The organism is Mucilaginibacter sp. AK015 (assembly GCF_014200785.1).
Taxonomy (GTDB): domain Bacteria; phylum Bacteroidota; class Bacteroidia; order Sphingobacteriales; family Sphingobacteriaceae; genus Mucilaginibacter.
In genome coordinates, this window is record NZ_JACHCV010000001.1 from 1,393,022 (window position 1) to 1,409,474 (window position 16,453).

The window sequence follows — 16,453 nt, forward strand, 5'->3', positions numbered from 1 at the left end:
TAATAAAGTCTACGGCAGCCATCGTGAAGAATTTGAAAGTTAAAAATAAACGATCCGCTATGAAAAATACCGGTCAGATCAGGTCATCCGTTAACTTGGTGATGTCCATAATTACATGGTCCAGGTCCTGGGCTGATTTTTTCAACAATGGGATAATCTCGGCATTGGGAGAATCATTCAGGTCGCAAAGCTGGATAAGTCCCAGGATGCTGGCTAGCGGCGCCCGGACGCGGTGCGACTGTATCCAGGCGATCTCCCGCAGGCGTTTATTCTGGTCTTCAATTTTATGCAGGTGTTCTTGTGCTACGGTGATGTCCCGCAAAAAGCAATTCACACCGATGACCTGATCGTGCAGGTCACGGATCGGATTAAAGCTCAGTTCTTCATAAACCTGCTGCCCGTTGAACTCCCGCTGCCGCACGATACTAAAGGCTTCGCCCGCGAAAGCCCGTTCGTAGCTATCGAAAAAAACCTTCACCCTTTCCTGAACAAAGTCGGCATTGGTCACTTCACCTTCGTTTTTCCCGGTCAACTGCTTTACGCGGTCCCAAAACGCCTGGTTGCCGGTAATAATATTAGATTGACGATCTACCGACCAGATCAGGTCGCGGGTATTGTTAATGATTGCGCGGAGGTTCTGCCCGTCTATATAGATCTTTTCCTGGATTTTCTTTTGTTCGGTGATATCCACAAAATAGACGGCGATACCGTCTTTGGTCGGGTAAACATTCAAAGCCCCCCAAACGCCCAACGGAGCGTAAAGTTCTTCAAAATGTACGCTGACCCGTTCGTTCATGGCGCGCTCGTATTCTTCATAGAAGCGCCCTTCCCGGGACCGCGGGAAAAAGTCCCAGAGGTTTTTGCCCATTACTTCCTCCCTGGTACAGCTTAGCGCCTGTTCGGCGGCTTTATTCATAAAAGTCACTTCCCAGTTCTTATTCAGCGCATAGAAGCCGTCCGTAATACTGTCGAGCATATTTTCTATTTCTGCGGATTTCTCTAGCAGGATCTGCTCGGCCCGCATCTTTTCGTCAATATTAACGATCAGCACCTGACGTGCACCTTTACCTTCAAAAATGGTGGCATGGGTATAAACGCTGACATAGAAACGTTGCCTGGCCTTGTTCCAATGCAGCATCCGACCCGCGTTCACGTGGCCTTCCGGCAGGCTTTCATGGAATTTGAGCAAAGCCGGGATTTCTTCCGGAGGACGGATATCGGTGAGCTTCAGGTTAAGAAACTCTTCCCGCGTGTAGCCGTATTGTTCAATAGCGGCATCGTTTACCGCCAGGAAACGAAAAGTTTCAGCGTCGTAGATATACATCGGGGTAGGGATCCCATCAAACAGGCGTTTGTAGTCATCTGCACTGTCTTCCTGGTTTTGCCGCTGTTTCCTTAACCGGATATAAAGCACCAGACCAACGATGATTATCAAAGCCAACGCAATAACAGCGATCTCCATAGCGGTAAGATTAGCGGTTTATCCTGGGAACATGATGCAAGTTAGAATTTTTCCTTGGCATTCCCGCAAGTTATAAATTTAGACCCTTGTCGTTTAAAAGATATCTTGTGAACGGGCATTGTATCGAGAATAAAAGTCCCCAAACACTCGCTGCCGGGGACTTTCAACCTAAGTGATATGATTCAAGAAACACCCAGGCTTATAAAAATGTCTTCTCTATAAAAGAAGGAGGACATTTTATGAAAGAACAGAACGGCGCAGATGTAAACATCATTCCGCAACTGGATAAAGCATGTGGCTTGGATATGCACAAAGACAAGATCATTGGCTTTATTTCCTGCAAGGACGGCAGTGGGCAGGAACTCAAAGAGTTTGGCACGTTCACCTGTGAACTGAAAGAGATTAAAGCATGGTTGCAAGGCCATCATGTCGAACATTGCCTAATGGAAAGCACTGGTATTTATTGGATGAGTTTGTATGCCATACTTACCGAAGCAGGAATTAGCGTTACCGTGGCTAATCCTACACATATTAAACAGGTGCCTAAGCGTAAGACTGACCGCAAGGATGCCAAATGGCTTTGCACATTGTTGTTAAATGGATTAGTACGGCCCAGTTTTATGCCAACAGCAGAGCAAAGGATATTGCGTGATCATTGTCGCAGCCGTTTGTTTTATATGCGGCAACAGAACAAAACGCAGAACCGTTTACTCAAGATATTAGAGAGCAACAATATCAAGTTGCGCTCTGTCATCAGTAGTATCAAAACAAAGTCGGCCATGAGCATGATACGATTGTTAGCTACCGGAGTGACTGACAAACAACAGTTAATTGCCTGCGCTCTCGGACGTGTAAAACTAAAAAAAGAAGGATTGAGCAAAGCGCTCGATGGAACCCTGGCACCGCACCATCTTGTACAGTTGCAAATGCTTTTGCAGGATTTGGATCATGTGGCAAAACAGTTGGAAACGTTAGAAACAATGATCGTTGAAATGACACAGGCACATTACTCAGTCGCATATGAATGCTTAGACAGCATAACTGGTATCGCAGGCAAATCAGCACAGATCATTTTAAGCGAAGCTGGCAGCGACATGAGCCGGTTCAACACCGCAGATCACCTGACGGCATGGTGCGGGTTGGCACCGGGGAATCACGAAAGTGCAGGCAAACGCCGCGAAACGTCTGTAAAGAAAGGTAATCCCTATTTGAAAACCGCCATTATTACTGCGGCCTGGGCAGCAGTTCGAGTAAAGGATTCTTATTGGCGTGCATTGTTTGAACGCTTGCGCAAACGGATGAGGGTACAGAAGGCCATTGTAGCTATAGCAAGGAGAATGCTCAAAGTCGTTTACAAAACACTGGATACGTTAACGCACTATCAAGAAAAAGGAATTGCCCATTTTATGGACTTACAGGCAAAAGCAGCAATGTATCACCGAATGAAGCAGCAATGGCCATCGACTGAATGATGATTCATCTGATATTAAAAGGACGGATAAGGTTTTAGAAATAATAGTCTGTAACCTAAGTTGCCCAACTATATAGATAGCATCCAGGCTTGTTCCATGAGAACGCAGAGGAAACTTATTTTATAATATTCAGGCATTAGTGGGCCTAAACTTTTGGTAAAGAACAGCCGCAACGTCATGGCACATTGAAGTGTGATGCATTGTCGCGGCTGTATGTGAAGCTGAAATTGAGCCTTTAAAGTCGCTTCGATCAGTAACCAGTGTCCGGTATAGGTTCCACTACCATTTCTCTACCATCAGCATCTTCATATAGACAAAGCATACGTTCGGTATCAACCACCCACTGTCTTACACCTGCTGTAGCCACTTGCCCGCAGAGTGTAAGAAAATCTGTTTGGCCTTGCTGGTGTATCTCAATAAAATAACGTAACTTTTCCGGAGAAGCAACTGGATTTATGACTTTAGGCTCATAAATAGCTGGCCCAGGTACCTGGTACCCGTTTTCACCGTAGTAGGTGGTTGTGCCGTCAGTGACGCTATAAGTGTATCGTTTTAATCCCAGTGCTTTGATCTCTTGAACATAGCACGGGAAGTCAGCGCCCGTTTTTACTTTGGCATGAGCTGCCTTCATTTGCTGTAATGTAAACATAATATTCTCCTTTTTTAATTAATCAAAATTAGCTGGAGTAAGGCGGCGGGTATTGTAAAAAATCGTTTATTTCTTCCCTTGACGGAGCATTCTGAGGTACTGTTCTGGTGTCATTGAACTGAATTTTTTGAAGTCTTTGATAAAGTGCGCCTGATCATAAAAAGCCGAGAGGTATTCCGCAGTGTCCTGGTCGTTTTTGTTTAGCGCATCCAGCACGTATCGCGCCCGTACTATTCCGGCAAACTTCTTAGGTGAGGCACCTACCAGCGCACGAAAGCGCTTTTCTAAGGGACTTTGGCTGGAATGCAGCAATTCAGCCAATTTTGTTATACGGATGGTGCCTTTTGACTGATAAATATAATGAAGCGCTACCGCGACCATCTGGTCTGCTTTCAGCTCTTTTAGTTGCCGCAGCAAGAAAGCTTCCACGATCCTGAGGCGCTCATTGTCGGTTCGGGCAGCTTCCAGCTTCTCGCGGGTTTCGTTTATATCAGCACGGGTAAAAAAATGCTCCAGGGAGAGACTTTGCCCAAAGAGTTCATGCAACGGTGTTGCCAGAAAGGCAGCAGCACCCGTCTCAGTAAAAACGATCAAAATGCTACTCGTACCACCTGTATTTTTAAAAATGCGGTACTGGTCCAACAGACCCGTGATGCCACTTACATCAAGTGATCGTTCGATATTTTCTGCAAGATGACTGATCCGGCCACTGAACTGAAACCCAACGACTAACGAAGTATCCGGCAATACGGTATAAGTATCCGGGCTTTCCGCACGTGAAATTGCCAAATGTCGCACATACGGCCTAAGGGTCTCGACGGGTTGCCAAATCTGATAGCTCATGTCTGTTAAATATACAGATTCTTACTTTAGATGTCGAGTTGGCGATATTTCGAGAAGCTATCGTTGCAAAGCAATTTGGCCTTGCAACGATCTATTTTTAGAGGAACCTTATCACAATTGACCGGCAGGATCGCCAGTCATTAGTATCGCAAATTTACAAATCGTACGCTCAATTTAGCCCTGCGTCTGCTGGCTGCGGTTGATATGATCTTTCTTTTGCTCTTTTCTAATTCCGAAGCTTCGCCAGTTTCTCCGCCACCGCCTTTAGGTTATCGCAATATCCTTGATATCCCGTATCACCGGCACCATATTCAGCGCTTCGCGGATGAGTTTGACCTTGCCGTTCTCGGCCACCACCCGGCCCATATAGTGTTGCGCGTAAGCCTTGCCGTTGGAAGCGATCGTAGCGGTGGCCTCATATTCGCCGAAAGCCTGGTCAGGAGTATCGATGTGGATCCGGATGTTTTTGAATTTAAATCCCGGGAAAGTTTTGGGCAGGTTGCTCAGGAAGTCATATAACACTTCCCGTCCTTCCCAGCGGGCCGGTATGCCCAGGCTGGCCAGGTAAGGCAGTTCGAATACGGCATCGTCAGCGAACAGTTCGATCTGAAGATCAGGGTTGCCGATGTTTTCTAAATAGGCTAATAATAATTCTTTGGCTGTTTTCATAGAACAAATATCCGCCGTCGTTTACGGCCGGTACATTGATATAGGATAAGAAAGCATTTGACATAGATCAAGAATTTTTATCTTTAAAGCGTGATAGCCGTCTTTAGAAACTATTTACAGGAAAAAGGAAATTTTACAGAAACCGAACTCGATACCATTACCGCTGCCGCCGCGATTAAAAAAGTGCGTAAAAGGCAGTACCTGTTACAGGAGGGCGACGTCTGGAAATATAATGCCTTCGTGACCAAAGGTTGTTTACGCACTTATTCGGTTGATTTGAAAGGTATCGAACACATTCTGAGCTTCGCGGTGGAAAACTGGTGGACGGGAGACCGGGAAAGTTTGCAGACCGGTAAGCCATCGGAATACAATATTGACGCACTGGAAGATTCAGAAGTGGCGCTGATCAGCCGGGAAAAGTACGACCAGTTATACCGGGAAATACCGGCGTTCCACAACATGGTCAGTGCGATCCTGGAAAAAAGTTTCCGCGTGGCCCAGAGCCGCATTCATACTTTTATCAGTGCCAGCGCCGAAGAAAAATACCTAAGCTTCCTGGAGAAATTCCCGCACCTGGTGATGCGCGTACCGCAAAACATGATCGCTTCTTATCTGGGTATCACGGCGGAAACCCTAAGCCGGATCAGGAAACAGCTGGTTAAAAAGTAAAGCCGCCCCCCGAAGGAACGGCTTTGCGTTTTAGATCAAGCCTTTATTAAAGCTTAGGATAGCGGCTTCAGGGTCGGCCAGGAAGGCTGTGCGTTGTTTGCCAGCTTCCCCCACAAATATTTCGTAATGATCTTGCTCAATCCCTTCCGCAATATTCTCCGCAGCGACACTTGCGGGCAGTCCGTCATTCAGTCCCAATGCCCTGGTGCCTTCAGTATCGATCAGTGATGGGAATACCTCAAATAATTTGATGTTGCTGGTATTGGCCAAAGTTAGTCTCAGCGCGATAGTATATGAATGCAATGCGGCTTTAGAATCCGAATAGGTCGGCAATACGACCAGGGGATGGAAAGCGACATTGGAACCTAAGTTAACGATGGCGGCTTCGGGCTGTTTTTTCAATAACGGCAACAGGCTTTCGGTCAAACGGATGGTACCGAAATAGTTGGTATCGAATTCTTCTCTGGCGATCTTCAGTGTCTGGTCCACCTCCCCTAAGCGGTAAACCTTGCCGCCACCGGCATTATTGATTAGTACGCTTAGCTCACTATAAGATGCCTCGATTATAGCGACCAGGCTTGCCACGTCTTCTGCTTTGGTCACATCCACCGGGATGATGTCGGCACCCAATGCGGCACCGGCTTTTTCCAGTTTAGCTACATCGCGGCCGGTGATGATCACCTTGTTACCTTGTTTGATCAAAAGTTTGGCTGTTTCATAACCGATACCTGAGTTACCACCAGTAACCAGGATTGTTCTATTTGTTAATTTCATGATTTCTTTTTTTGATATCACAAAATTGCACCATTGCGCCGGGCTGACCATTGATGTCGAATAAGAAATGGCATTGATAAATATCAAGTATTTCCCTTAATCCAGGTACCCTTTCAATACCCAGCTGCGGGAACTGGCCCGAAGTCTGGCCAGCGCTTTGTCTTTGATCTGCCGGACACGTTCGCGGGTGAGGTCATATTTATCCCCGATCTCTTCCAAACTACGCGGTTGCCCGTCGCCTAAACCAAAAAATAAGGTAAGCACATCCCTTTCTTTGTCAGCCAGTATGCGCATGCTTTCCCCCACCTCGGTAGACAAGGATTCGGCCATCAGCGCTTTATCGGTTCCAGGCTCGGGGCTTTGCAGCACATCCAGTAAAGTATTATCATCTTCACTCGAAAATGGCGTATCATAGGAAATATGCCGGCCGGAATGCCCCAATACATCGCTTACTTTTTCAGCGGTGACCTCCAGGCTTTCTGCCAGCTCTTCGGGAGTTGGCTGCCGTTCAAATTGCTGTTCCAAAGCGGATGCGGCTTTGGCAATTTTGGACAGGTCGCCAACTTTGTTTAATGGCAAGCGGATCATACGTGATTGCTCATTAATGGCCGACAGGATGGATTGGCGGATCCACCATACGGCGTAGGATATAAATTTAAAACCTTTGGTTTCGTCAAAGCGCTTAGCGGCTTTAACCAGCCCCACATTGCCCTCATTGATCAGATCGCCCAACGTTAATCCCGAACTTTGATATTGCTTGGCTACCGAAACCACGAACCTCAGGTTTGCCGTGGTCAGCCGCTCTAATGCGGCCTGGTCGCCTTCACGGATCTTTTGCGTTAAGATCACCTCCTCCTGCGGAGTTACCATCGGAATCTTTGCGATATCAGACAAATATTGATTCAACGATGCGCTTTCCCGATTGGTGATCGACTCACTTATTTTTATTTGCCTCATGTATATGAATATTAAATGTGAATGTTAAAGATTCGATGCCTTAACATACGCGATGAGCAGAAAGGTTCTCAGAGAGATCGCAGTGAATACTGGTGCTTGCGGGATAAAGGTGCTTTAGATCTTTAACATACAAAGATAAGCACGAATATAAAAAACAGTGTTATCTGGATGTCAGGAAGTAAGCTGGACCGCTTTTGGGGTGGTCTTGCCGATCCTTTTATCCCGGTTACTTACCAGTTCGCAAACAGCTATAGCGGCTTCCTCAAAATCTTCGTGTCCGGCTTGCAGTAAAAGCCAATTGGTTTCTGTCAGGTGGTCTTCAAATTCAAAATCATTAAGCGCGGGAATTGCCGCTTTCAGGCTGGCATGGTCGTTCCGCTGGGTGGCAATCCAGATGCCATTGTGCTGCGGGTTTTTCTGGACCGATCTAGATATCAAGACGATCTTGCCTTCAAAATAAATATAATACATCCCGATAGCGGGCTTAATCACCACGTTAGCAGGCAGGTAATCCAGCAGAAAATCAAAAGGCATGGGCTTTTTCATTACAACAAAGATAAATTAGCGTTGTTATAAAATACTATGGCAAAGATATTTATCACCGGTTCCGTGGATGGCTTAGGCCAGCTGGCGGCTAAGGAATTAGTCAAACGGGGACATGAAGTGGTGCTGCATGCCCGTAACGAAGTACGTGGCAAAGATGCGTTGAGACAAGTACCCGGCGCGAAGGATGTGCTCATTGCAGACTTAGCCGATATGGAAGCCACCAAGTCGTTGGCATCTAAGGCTAATGCGTTAGGTACATTTGATGCGGTAATCCATAACGCCGGCGTTTATCAAACAAGTGCACAGCAATTGCTGCATGTCAATACACTGGCGCCATATATATTAACTGCTTTAATGCACAAGCCTGAACGGCTGATCTATCTGAGTTCCGGAATGCATTTATCAGGCAGGGCGGAATGGACGGAATGGCCAACTTATTCCGATACCAAACTGCATATCCTGATGTTAGCTAAAGCGCTGGCGAGAAAATGGCCGGAGGTGTATGCCAACGCGGTCGATCCGGGCTGGGTACCCACCAAAATGGGCGGCGCGGGCGCGCCGGATGATCTGGAACGAGGTTACCAAACGCAGGTTTGGCTGGCCGTTAGCAATGATGCGGGCGCGTTAGTTAGCGGGCAATACTTTCACCACAAAAAGACTGCTCGTTATAATCCGGCGGCGGATAGTTTGGCTGCTCAGGACCGCCTGCTGGCGGAATATGCCCGGCTGACCGGTATTTCAATTTAAAGAGCTGATCAAATTATTCACCTCGCTTAAGATACCATCCCATAAACGGTAAATTGCTTGGTAAGGGTGCCGCTGGCGAATGTTTCAGGCTTAATCCAACTAATATTGTCAATTCGTTACTACCAATGTACTATTGCATCCTGTTCGTTATATGATACCGGGGTTTCTTTAACTGTTTGTCAGTTTTATATGCTGTGCTTACAACGCGTAAATCTCCTTCGTTCAATCCGCCCTCCTGTTTCCCTCCGCCTGTTGTGGAAGTTTAAGAAGTTGTGACATTCACGAGCATACCAGGTCAGCTCAAAGACCGGAGCTGCTACCCGCCTGACCGATGCAAAGTAGAAGCCGCAGCTACCATACCGGTCAACCGGACAAACAGCGGCCTGGCGGTACTCCTCATTTAGCACCCGTCTTTTTAGGCAGCGTTTTCGCCAATGTTGCTCCGTCACTGGCTACAACCACCGGAATTTTTTCGCCCTTGTGGAAGATGCACCCCTCCTCGAGGCTACCGCCGATGCTTTCAATGATATCCTTTTTATGTTGTTCAGTCTTACAGATAATAGCTATCACATTACCTGCCAACGGTATCTGGTGCCAAAAGATCTGCTCGTTATTTGCCAATCCGCCTGGGTTATTCACAGTACTATTGAAAGCACTATTCCTTCCGCTTTCAGACTGCTGTTCCCACAGATCAAAAGAATCGAGTGTTTTGTCGCCTATCATTTTATCTGTGACCCCTGGGGCTTTACCTTTCAGGTCGGTAGAACTATGCCGCCACGCCGGGATGTCGATAAGTATTTTGGGGCGTAAAACTATTTGCGCCTTACTGATGCTGCTGCCAACGCCCTGGCCAAACGCAGGCCATGAAGTATGCTTTGTGCCTACAGCCCTGGTGTAAACAGCTAAGCCGCCCCCGCCGTTTTTGTCTGCATCGCGGCTGTAATTACCATGAGGGCCTTCGCGGGTGTAGGCGCTTGACAGAAACCCGTTTTTGAACGCGCCGGGTATATGTTGAGTGCTTATACCGTGCACTAGGGCAAGTGTTTTACCAACATCAACAGGAGCCGGGGCTGTTCCGCGCCCGGCTTTAAATAGCGGGGCTATGCCCTGGTTATAAGAGCCATCGCTGTTTTGGGAGGCCGGTATGCGCGTGCGCTTGTCATCGCGAGGGGTAAAATTGATAACGGGCTTTAAAGCTGGGCTGCTTGTTTTGCGAACAACCTCCACTTCAACCTTTTTATCAGCAGTTTCATCGGGGTTAACGGTACCGGTTTTTACAGGCTGCTTTACAACAGGCGTGGAAGGCCTTTTAAGCGGCATATCGGCGCTAAAGCTATGCAGGAGCCCCAGGATATTTGCCGGTCCTTTAGGGCCTTTACCCGCAAAACGTGCAAAAGCCTTAGTTATAGGGTTCTCCGGATCCATTAGCGATTGTATTCCGTGATACTCAAACGGAACAGCCAGGTCTTCGGGATTTGTACCCTTGGGGGCACCTCCCCTTGTATTACCGCCGGTACCCTGTATTAAACCTATTACCGCTTCTAAATGAGCTTCGTCTTCCTCTTTGCCCATGGCGTTGGTATTTACCAATACGTTTCTGCCAGAGCTGTATTTTTTCTTCATCTCCTGATAGGTGCGTATATATTCATACGAATCCGCTCCCGCTATAATCGCTGCTCCCTGCTCTTCCGCAGTAAGCTGGTCCCAGGGCTTTTTACTTACCGATATCTTCCCCTTTAATTTCAGGCAATCCGCCGCCCACTGGTAAGCAGGCGGTACCGGTTTATTATGAAGTTTACCTTTACCATCTTTTTGTAGCTGCTCCACAAATAAATCCCCCTGCTTGTTCTCGGCAAGCTTATCATCTTCAGAATTATTTGCAGCGTCATGCCATAGTGCTGCCATCGAGAGCGCTTTCAGGTGCTGCGTATCAAGCGGAAATTTAAATTTATGTTTTTGCGAGATGACATTTACGAGCCTCAATACACTGGCGGCCACGCGTATGCCGTGCCCTAAACCATGATCTTTCCGCGCACGGTAATTTTCGGTTGTGATTCTCTTTTGTCCTCTAAACTCCTTATGGTATTGCGTGCGGGCACGGTTATACATTTCATTCTGGAACGGGTCGGCTTCTGCAGGCGCTGCCGACGCCTCATCATCTGTGGTTTCTCTCTCCCTTGCAGGTACAGCATCTGCTTGCAGCGGGCCCAACCTTTCGAAATGGCTGCCGCTGGAATATATTTTTATAAGCGGCCTGTCGTCGGCTACATTAAAAGGATCGGTTTCCTGCAGGCCGCCCATCAGGTCGTTCTCAAATAGCTGGATGCTTTTTCCATGCTGTATGGCAAGCGCCTGTAATTGCTCGGCATTCAGCCAATGGTGCTGGCTCCTGAGCAGCGCTATGTAGGCTTGTTTAACGGCATCGTTTTGCAGGGCGCGCTCAACAAACGCGTTGCTGTTTATTTTTCCTTTTATATAAGGCTTAAGCAGCCAATATATCGATTCGGCTTTGTGTTTCATGTTGGCGGGCAGTATTGCCTCAACACTTTGGGGGCTTAAGTCAGGTGCCGCTACCGTATCATCTTCACTAAGTATCCCGCCGGCCTTTAAAATACCTAATACTTCATCGCCCGTCACCCCGTTGATCATATCATTAAAAGTTGTATCCTGCACTTTTTTTGTAACCGATTGCGCATAATGCCCTGCGTTTACCTGATGTATAGCTTTGAGCAAGTTTTCTTTAAGCTGTTTATCACTTATTTTTTTCTCGTTTGAACCTTCTTCTTCTTTTGGATCGTCCTCTGTAGCGGCGATGCTGGGCATACCCTCTGTATGATCTGTCAGCAAGTTATTGGCAAACTTCCTGATGGTAATTTGGCGGGCCAGGTCCATTTTAGCCATAGCATGAGGGTGGAGCGTACCTGCCTGATAGTGGTCTGCAAGCGTTTCCCTGGTTTGCTGCGCGGCATCGCATATCAGCGTGCCGTCCTTGTCCTCCCCTAAAAGGGCATGTATAGAGCAGTTACCATCGCCAAGCGTATTCATAGGCTGCAGGTGCTTTTGGGCAAGCTGTTCTTCCTGCGAGGGTGGATCGGCAATATCATCCGCGCCGTAAAATATTATTCCGCCAAGTATATTAGCCGTCAGGGTGGGTTTTATTTTCGAGAGCGTAGGGTAACCTTCCAATATCCTGCCCAGCAGGGCTTCTATGCCCGCGCGGTCATCTTCTGTAAACGGCCCCATGGATTCTAAATAAGCATGCAGTTCGTGTACAAAGTTTACCAACCCGGGATCTTCGGTTGCGGGACCATGTTTTTTTGTAACCACCTCGCTTTTATCGGCTGTAACGGGTTTTGATTCGCCTTCAAACAAGCGTTCCGGTTCCTTTGCCGATTCACTTTTCTCCGATGGCTTTACCACCCCGGTTTGTACTGGTATGACGGGTTTTGTTAACGTTTTCGATACGCCTTTTAACGGTAAAGCTCTTGCCGTACCTCGCTGTAATGTTTGCTCAACGACAGTTTTGGGGCGGTTATCAACAACAGTACCCGGTCCTTTACCCGACCCAACCGTTGTCTTGGGTATGAGCACAGTTCGCTTCGACGCGTCAACAACAGTGTCACGTTTATCAACCAGCAGTACGCCGCGGCCGGTACCTTGCTGCCCGCCGGGAACAGTACGAGGTTTACGATCGGGCTTGTTGGTTGGTTGTTTATACATAGTTTGCAATATCTATTCAACTACTGTGTAGTTGTGTAACGTCGTAGTTAGCTTCAAAAGCGGTTCACTTTTTCGTAGACGTATATATATGATTGATTTTTGGCCTGCTTATATGTTTCCTGAGTATGCATGGTCCTCTTACCTCCCATATCATCATGTTTGTGCCATTCATCACTCATGTTTTTAACGTGCGAAAGGTAATGCCCGCCCCCGTAGCCGCCCGAATGCTCTACAAAGTGAACCAGCCTGTACCGTATAACTTGCCCCTCCAGATCGCCTGCTAAACAAACGGCTGGTATAGTTAATAATGTTGGCGCCTTTACCCGCTTTGTTATTTTTTGGCCTACCCCATAAGCATTAAAACTAAACCGTTTTAAAACAATGGTTAGTATCGTTGGCATGCTTGTAAACTTAACTTGCTTGGCAACCGTGATGTCGCCTCCCCCATGCTTAAAGTCGTTGACCTGCTCAACAGCCGAGAATTTAGTTAAGGCATCCTGTATGGTCTTGGTATCGCGTCCTATAGGCAATTGAAGTGTAGATTCTTGTATGTTAGTGGTGCCTCCTGCAAAACCGGCATCAGCATTAGGGCCGAGCCTGCTTTGCAAATGTAACTTCAGATCGTTGCCGGGTTGCAGGTACGATAACATCTTGACCAGGACTTCGGCGGCATCCTGTTGAACGCCCCATGATGCGGGGCGGGATCTTTTTGTAAACGTCATCTTGTCCCGCCTGAGGCTCCTGGCAATTTCTATAGATTTTTCTGTCCTGGCCTTTTTGTCTTTTTCCATCATCTCTTCAGACATCACGGTCGCTTTACCGGCAAGTTCTTTCGGTTGTGGCGTTTTGGTTTTAACAACCGGCGCGCTTGCATCAATTATGCCCCCGATAAGGCCTAGGAATGTCATAATATCGGCCATGGTTTTTTTGGTGACCACGCCGCGCGGATCACGCAGTGTAAGTATCGCTTCGCCTACCCGGCTTGCCATTTGTATAGCCTCCCCTTTTTCGCGATCGGCCTGCCGTATCAGCAAGTTGGCATCAGGGCCGGCTTCGAGCGGTATCACACGCGTTGGCCTGAACAGATCTGACAGCCGCGCGTGGCTGGCAAACAGGTGTATCAATGCAGATAGGTAGCACGTGTTCTGTTCGTGCATTATCCGGCCGGTATCAAACCTATCACTTTCGGGGTCAGAAGAATACTCCTCTTCCTCTTCCTCAAATTCGCTGCTGCTACCCGAAGATGATTCTTCTTCGTCATCAGAAGAATGTTCGGATGATGAATGATCGGAAGATGATGATGCGTCTGAGGGATCGCCCGGCGGCCCGCCGCCGCCGATCCGTTTTTTGCTCTTTAAAACATTAGGCAGGCCCGTTGGCACAAATTTATAGCCATCAACATTTGATGGCTTAGCAGCCTCGCCGTTAACAGCTAAATATTTGCCGTCTTTTGTAAGCGTATATGCGATGCCGTTAACCAGCACAACTTTAAGCCCTTTTAAATTCTTCGGAGGTACAAAACAAACTATTGTGGGGTTCCAGCCCTGTGCGTGAAACATCGGGGTTGTGGAGACACTTTCCGCAAACTCCCGAATCCGGGCATTTTTCTTATTGCTCTTTTTGCCGCCTTTTATCCCCGTAGTTATCCTGACTGTCCAGCCCGCATCCCGCAGGCCCAGTATGATGCGTTGTAAGTTTACGTAATCGCTACCCTCCTCATCGTCAATTTCGTAGATAGCCGGAAAATCAAGTAAAAAATTCACGTAACCTTCGTACCGCTGCTTCGCTGCACGCCAATCTGTATTTTTAGCTGTAAGCTGCGCTATGGTTTGCCAAAAGCGTATAAGCTCTACGGTTAACTCGCGGGCGCAGCCAACGCAGGTAGAGCGGTTTAAAACCAACTGCAGCGTGTTGAACGACAGCTTAATCAGCTTTTCGGGCTGATCTTTATTACTACCTATTTGCTTTACCAGTTTGTTAAATAAACTGATCCAGGTGCGGGTGCTGATCAATGCCTGTTCGGCATGCGTGTGTGAATCCTTTCCGGATGAGAGTTTGGTTGGCGGACGTCGGGTTAGCACTTGCGACGCGGCAGAAGGATTAACCTCAAGCCTGAGGTCCTTTTTGATTTTTTTTCTGGGATTGACCAGTTTACGTGCTTCGGCATAATCTTCCTCCACCGGCCTAATGCTGCTTCCAAATAATATGCCTTCTACATGGGGCCTTATCTTTTCGGCCAGGTAGGCCCTTATTTCATCAATTTTCTCTTGCTCTTTGCGGGTTTTCTTTGCTTTACGCTTTTTGCCCTTACCTAATGCATCCAGTTCAAGCATTAATTTGTCCCTCTCTTTCAGTTCGGGTTTAATTTTAGCTTCAACATCCCGCATTCTTTTTCTCATGCCGGTGGCATTACTCACGCCGTTAACATTACGTGGCACAAGCTGCCCGCCTTTAAATAATCCCAAATAGGTGTCGGCGTGGGGCAAGCCGGTAACCAAGTTTCTGAACGGTCGGTCGATCTCGTCTAAACCAGGTACATGCGACCGGTTAGAAACCGCAGTCATGGAGAGCGCATAATTTCGTAAGCGGACATCCGGATCATATTCTTCATCGCTCGACTCCGAGTCGACTTCGTTGCTAAAAGTCGACGGTGGTATCTTATCGCTTTTTTTTGTCCTTGTGCGTTTCTTTTTGTTTACATCAGGCACATAATCCATCTCCGCGTGATCCTGCAGGTCCTTTTTGGCTTTGCCTATGGCTACGCCTAATTTCCTGGTGTCGTCGCGGCTTAGTTTTTTATCGCGGCTCGTGTGCGTTTTATCTTCCACCGCCTTTTCTATATCTTCTATTTCCGCCCGGTGCAAGGGCTTATCTATGGTACTTTCGGCCAGCCTTTTGTAAATTTCCTCAAGCGTCCAGGACTTGGGCGTATATGGTTCTTCAACCTCTATTTCCTCATCAGACACAACGTCAGGCAATTGTTCCTCGTCATCATCAAATACTTCCTCCTCATCATCATGAGATCCAGCCTCTTCCTCTTCCTCATCAGAGGAATAACCGCCTGTGGATGACTCACTGCTGCTCTCTTCGTCACTACTGTCGTAACCACCTTCATCTTCACTGTGCAATGCTTTATCACGCTTATCGGATGATGGTGGGAGGCTAATCGGTCCGCCAAAAGGCACTAAATTAAATGCGGCGTCGTCAAACGGCCTTATGATTTCGTTACCATCATCGTCCTTTAACCGGTAATTCAGTTTACCCAAAAACTGCTCGGGCCCTATTATGCGATAGATAACATTGCCCGGCCCTTTAACCCGGCGGCCCGCATGAAGCATGCCGCCGGGCCCAATTACATACTGGATAATACCGGGGGTGACATTTGAATGCGAAAGATCGCTTAATGAAGCGTTACCTGCAGGTGAACCAGCGATGCGCTGAAGTGCCTTTGCACCCATTACATCTGCTTCCCGCTCTAAACCTTTATCGTCATTAACGTTTGGTATACCCTTCATTTGCAGGGTTGGCTTTACCCTCCCTTGTTTTTGTTGGGCCACATGCCAGGCTTCGTGGGGAAGGTGTTTTTCGTGTCCCGGGGCAAGATGTATAACTGTACCCTGAGCATAAGCCAGCGCATTTAGCTTTGCCGGCTTATCAGAGTTATAATGCACTTTTACATCATCCATTGATAAACCCGAAAGCCCCTCAATACCTGCTTTCAATTGACCGGGAAGCCCCGCACCCTTAGCGTTTCCGAAGTTACCCGATACAGGCCGGGAAGCGGCAGGATCGCCGCTTTGCTTTTTTTGCAATACCTGGTTGAGGCGATGGTCCTGCAAGTAAAAATGGCTCGCGCCTGTATGCCCGGCTTTATTGTGCGGCACAACTACGGTATCCTTATTACTGTTTTGGTGCTGAGGGGGTGCTTTTCTTTCCATAACGAGC

The 16,453-nt window shown here is 47.6% G+C and carries 12 protein-coding genes; 3 read left to right on the forward strand and 9 right to left on the reverse strand.

The window, feature by feature from the left end:
- Positions 1 to 73: 73 nt before the first annotated feature.
- Positions 74 to 1,462 carry a PAS domain S-box protein gene (locus HDC91_RS06180; RefSeq protein WP_183549372.1) on the reverse strand — a complete coding sequence of 463 codons (1,389 nt, stop codon included), beginning with the start codon at positions 1,460 to 1,462 and terminating at the stop codon, positions 74 to 76.
- A 239-nt stretch (positions 1,463 to 1,701) separates the two neighbouring features.
- Between HDC91_RS06180 and HDC91_RS06185 the strand changes: the two genes are divergently transcribed.
- Positions 1,702 to 2,934: an IS110 family transposase gene (locus tag HDC91_RS06185; RefSeq protein ID WP_183549375.1), complete on the forward strand. Its 1,233-nt coding sequence runs from the start codon at positions 1,702 to 1,704 to the stop codon at positions 2,932 to 2,934.
- 250 nt (positions 2,935 to 3,184) lie between these two features.
- On the opposite strand, the gene HDC91_RS06190 is transcribed toward HDC91_RS06185, so the two are convergent.
- The 3 genes from HDC91_RS06190 to HDC91_RS06200 all read right to left on the reverse strand — a co-directional run bounded on the left by HDC91_RS06190 (position 3,185) and on the right by HDC91_RS06200 (position 5,095).
- Positions 3,185 to 3,583 (reverse strand): DUF1398 domain-containing protein, encoded by a 399-nt coding sequence (locus tag HDC91_RS06190; protein WP_183549377.1) that lies wholly within the window; start codon positions 3,581 to 3,583, stop codon positions 3,185 to 3,187.
- Between the two features lie 66 nt (positions 3,584 to 3,649).
- Complete coding sequence (locus HDC91_RS06195) at positions 3,650 to 4,426, reverse strand: AraC family transcriptional regulator (RefSeq protein WP_183549380.1); 777 nt, start codon at positions 4,424 to 4,426, stop codon at positions 3,650 to 3,652.
- A 264-nt stretch (positions 4,427 to 4,690) separates the two neighbouring features.
- Complete coding sequence (locus HDC91_RS06200) at positions 4,691 to 5,095, reverse strand: nuclear transport factor 2 family protein (RefSeq protein WP_183549383.1); 405 nt, start codon at positions 5,093 to 5,095, stop codon at positions 4,691 to 4,693.
- Positions 5,096 to 5,185: 90 nt separating this feature from the next.
- Here HDC91_RS06200 and HDC91_RS06205 point away from each other — a divergent pair, with 90 nt between their 5' ends.
- On the forward strand, positions 5,186 to 5,764 hold the full coding sequence (locus HDC91_RS06205) for a Crp/Fnr family transcriptional regulator (protein WP_183549386.1): 579 nt from the start codon (positions 5,186 to 5,188) through the stop codon (positions 5,762 to 5,764).
- Between the two features lie 30 nt (positions 5,765 to 5,794).
- Here HDC91_RS06205 and HDC91_RS06210 read toward each other — a convergent pair whose 3' ends face one another.
- The 3 genes from HDC91_RS06210 to HDC91_RS06220 form a co-directional block, all read right to left on the reverse strand.
- A complete protein-coding gene (locus HDC91_RS06210) occupies positions 5,795 to 6,625 on the reverse strand; it encodes an SDR family oxidoreductase (RefSeq protein ID WP_255476666.1) in 831 nt (276 codons plus the stop codon).
- A 9-nt stretch (positions 6,626 to 6,634) separates the two neighbouring features.
- The gene (locus HDC91_RS06215) at positions 6,635 to 7,495 is read right to left on the reverse strand and encodes an RNA polymerase sigma factor RpoD/SigA (RefSeq protein WP_183549389.1); all 861 of its coding nucleotides are present in this window, start codon (positions 7,493 to 7,495) and stop codon (positions 6,635 to 6,637) included.
- Positions 7,496 to 7,666: 171 nt separating this feature from the next.
- A complete protein-coding gene (locus tag HDC91_RS06220) occupies positions 7,667 to 8,041 on the reverse strand; it encodes a hypothetical protein (RefSeq protein ID WP_183549391.1) in 375 nt (124 codons plus the stop codon).
- A gap of 36 nt (positions 8,042 to 8,077) precedes the next feature.
- Here HDC91_RS06220 and HDC91_RS06225 point away from each other — a divergent pair, with 36 nt between their 5' ends.
- Positions 8,078 to 8,788, forward strand: coding sequence for an SDR family NAD(P)-dependent oxidoreductase (locus HDC91_RS06225; RefSeq protein WP_183549393.1), 711 nt, complete (start codon positions 8,078 to 8,080; stop codon positions 8,786 to 8,788).
- Positions 8,789 to 9,184: 396 nt separating this feature from the next.
- Here the strand turns inward: HDC91_RS06225 and HDC91_RS06230 are convergent, their stop codons facing one another.
- Positions 9,185 to 12,508, reverse strand: coding sequence for a hypothetical protein (locus tag HDC91_RS06230; RefSeq protein WP_183549395.1), 3,324 nt, complete (start codon positions 12,506 to 12,508; stop codon positions 9,185 to 9,187).
- Positions 12,509 to 12,561: 53 nt separating this feature from the next.
- Positions 12,562 to 16,446, reverse strand: a complete 3,885-nt coding sequence (locus HDC91_RS06235) for a DUF4157 domain-containing protein (protein ID WP_183549397.1) — start codon at positions 16,444 to 16,446, stop codon at positions 12,562 to 12,564.
- Positions 16,447 to 16,453: the final 7 nt, after the last annotated feature.

Excerpts from the sequence above, each read along its gene's own strand:
- HDC91_RS06180 (WP_183549372.1), bottom strand. The coding sequence starts at position 1,462 with ATGGAGATCGCTGTTATTGCGTTGGCTTTGATAATCATCGTTGGTCTG.
- HDC91_RS06185 (WP_183549375.1), top strand. The coding sequence starts at position 1,702 with ATGAAAGAACAGAACGGCGCAGATGTAAACATCATTCCGCAACTGGAT.
- HDC91_RS06190 (WP_183549377.1), bottom strand. The coding sequence starts at position 3,583 with ATGTTTACATTACAGCAAATGAAGGCAGCTCATGCCAAAGTAAAAACG.
- HDC91_RS06195 (WP_183549380.1), bottom strand. The coding sequence starts at position 4,426 with ATGAGCTATCAGATTTGGCAACCCGTCGAGACCCTTAGGCCGTATGTG.
- HDC91_RS06200 (WP_183549383.1), bottom strand. The coding sequence starts at position 5,095 with ATGAAAACAGCCAAAGAATTATTATTAGCCTATTTAGAAAACATCGGC.
- HDC91_RS06215 (WP_183549389.1), bottom strand. The coding sequence starts at position 7,495 with ATGAGGCAAATAAAAATAAGTGAGTCGATCACCAATCGGGAAAGCGCA.
- HDC91_RS06220 (WP_183549391.1), bottom strand. The coding sequence starts at position 8,041 with ATGAAAAAGCCCATGCCTTTTGATTTTCTGCTGGATTACCTGCCTGCT.
- HDC91_RS06225 (WP_183549393.1), top strand. The coding sequence starts at position 8,078 with ATGGCAAAGATATTTATCACCGGTTCCGTGGATGGCTTAGGCCAGCTG.
- HDC91_RS06230 (WP_183549395.1), bottom strand. The coding sequence starts at position 12,508 with ATGTATAAACAACCAACCAACAAGCCCGATCGTAAACCTCGTACTGTT.
- HDC91_RS06235 (WP_183549397.1), bottom strand. The coding sequence starts at position 16,446 with ATGGAAAGAAAAGCACCCCCTCAGCACCAAAACAGTAATAAGGATACC.